The sequence below is a fragment of the Mycobacterium sp. SMC-18 genome (genome assembly GCF_045310895.1).
Taxonomy (GTDB): domain Bacteria; phylum Actinomycetota; class Actinomycetes; order Mycobacteriales; family Mycobacteriaceae; genus Mycobacterium.
Map to the genome: position 1 here is coordinate 1 of NZ_JBJIAL010000119.1, position 1,577 is coordinate 1,577.

A 1,577-nucleotide genomic window follows, 5' to 3' on the forward strand; every position below is an offset into this window, starting at 1 on the left:
CGGCACCGACACGGCCTGAACATCTCCGCCCACCTCAGCCCCGTCCCCGAATTCCCACCACCCCAGGGGACTTAGCCCTGAGCGATATCGGTGGCTGCGTCGTCCCAACGTGCCCGCGCGAGACCCAAGTTCGGAAATGGGGCCTCTGCGAGATGCATGTGAAGCGCTATTACAGGTGCGAGCCAAGGGTTCCCGTGGCCGAATGGGCGCAGAACGCACCGATCTGGCAGTCGGATCATCAATTCTCGCTAAGCCACCTCGGCGAGAGGCTGCGGTGGGAGGTGTTGTATGCCCTTCAGCAACGTGACAACCGCGGCGCCAAAATCGACCCCAGCGCTGTACGACAGTCGGTCGGGCGTTTGATCACGATGCCCAGTCTGTCAACGATGAGTGAAACCGAGGTGCAGAATTTCATTTCGCAGAGCTCTTCGTGTAACGCCAACGCCTACACCTCCGAGTTCGCTCGCGTTTTGCGCGTAAGCCGCGACAGATCCGAAGGCCGCACCCCGACCGACCGGCTCATCTGGGACCTCGTAGAAGTTGGCATGCAAACCGATCCCACGCCCGCGGGCGGGACACGTCGCCGAGTCGGCCTCGACTTCTCGCCGATCACTCAAACATGGCTGAGGACATTGGCCATGACTTGGGCACGCAAACAGGACAATCCCGAGCTGGTCGCCGAAGTCGTGCGGGCCTGTGCCGCCGTGTCTTTGCTCCTGAGTCAACGTCCCGACTGCGGCAACGACATGGGCAAGCTAGGAGAGCCAGATGCAGAGCACATCGCCGAAAGCTTCGGCCGGCTAACCAAAGTCAACGGAGCCCTGATGAGTCCTCGATATCAACGGTATCTTCATCAGAGATTCTTCGACATCATCAAATATGGCCGCGTCCTGGGTTACCTCGATGAGCTCCCTCAGTCGTTCCGACCGAACAGGAAGAAGCTGCCACAGGACTCCGTCGAAGATGACGACACCGGCAAAGCCATACCTCAATACATTCAACGACAACTTGATGCCAACACCGACTTGATTGGGCGCCCACGCGTCACCGATTCGATGGGACGCTCGCAGGCTCCCTATCGTCACCTGCACACCCACCGCGCCGGGATGAATGACGAGGACGTGCACGAGATGTATCGCACTGCCTACATCGTCATGCGGGACACCGGACGCCGCCCCGTCGAGGTGCTTGCTCTCAAAATGGACTGCCTGGACTCCGATGGAAATGGCTTGATCCTCATCTGGAACAACTTCAAATCGGGACGTTTAAACCGTCGGTTACCGATTGGCCAATCCACTGCCGACGTCTTAAAGGCGTGGTTTGATCGTCGACCGCAGATCAACGCCCCTGAGAGGAGCAGCGAATACGCATTCCCGGCGATGTCGGCCCACGCCCGCAAACCCCACGTAGCGTCTACAACCTTCGCGCATATCATGCGTACCTGGGTTGATGGTCTGGACCGCCTTGACACCAATGACCTCGACGAGGACGGTAATCCGAGGGTCTGCTGCACGATCAGGTGACAGTTTCGGTCACGCGGCCTGACTGGCCGGTGTGGTCATGATTGCTTCGAATTC

At 59.3% G+C, this 1,577-nt stretch carries 1 protein-coding gene; it reads left to right on the forward strand.

Going from position 1 to position 1,577, the window contains the following annotated elements:
- The first annotated feature begins 194 nt into the window (after window positions 1-194).
- Window positions 195-1,523 carry a hypothetical protein gene (locus ACJH6J_RS30345; RefSeq protein ID WP_406805029.1) on the forward strand — a complete coding sequence of 443 codons (1,329 nt, stop codon included), beginning with the start codon at window positions 195-197 and terminating at the stop codon, window positions 1,521-1,523.
- Window positions 1,524-1,577 lie beyond the last annotated feature (54 nt).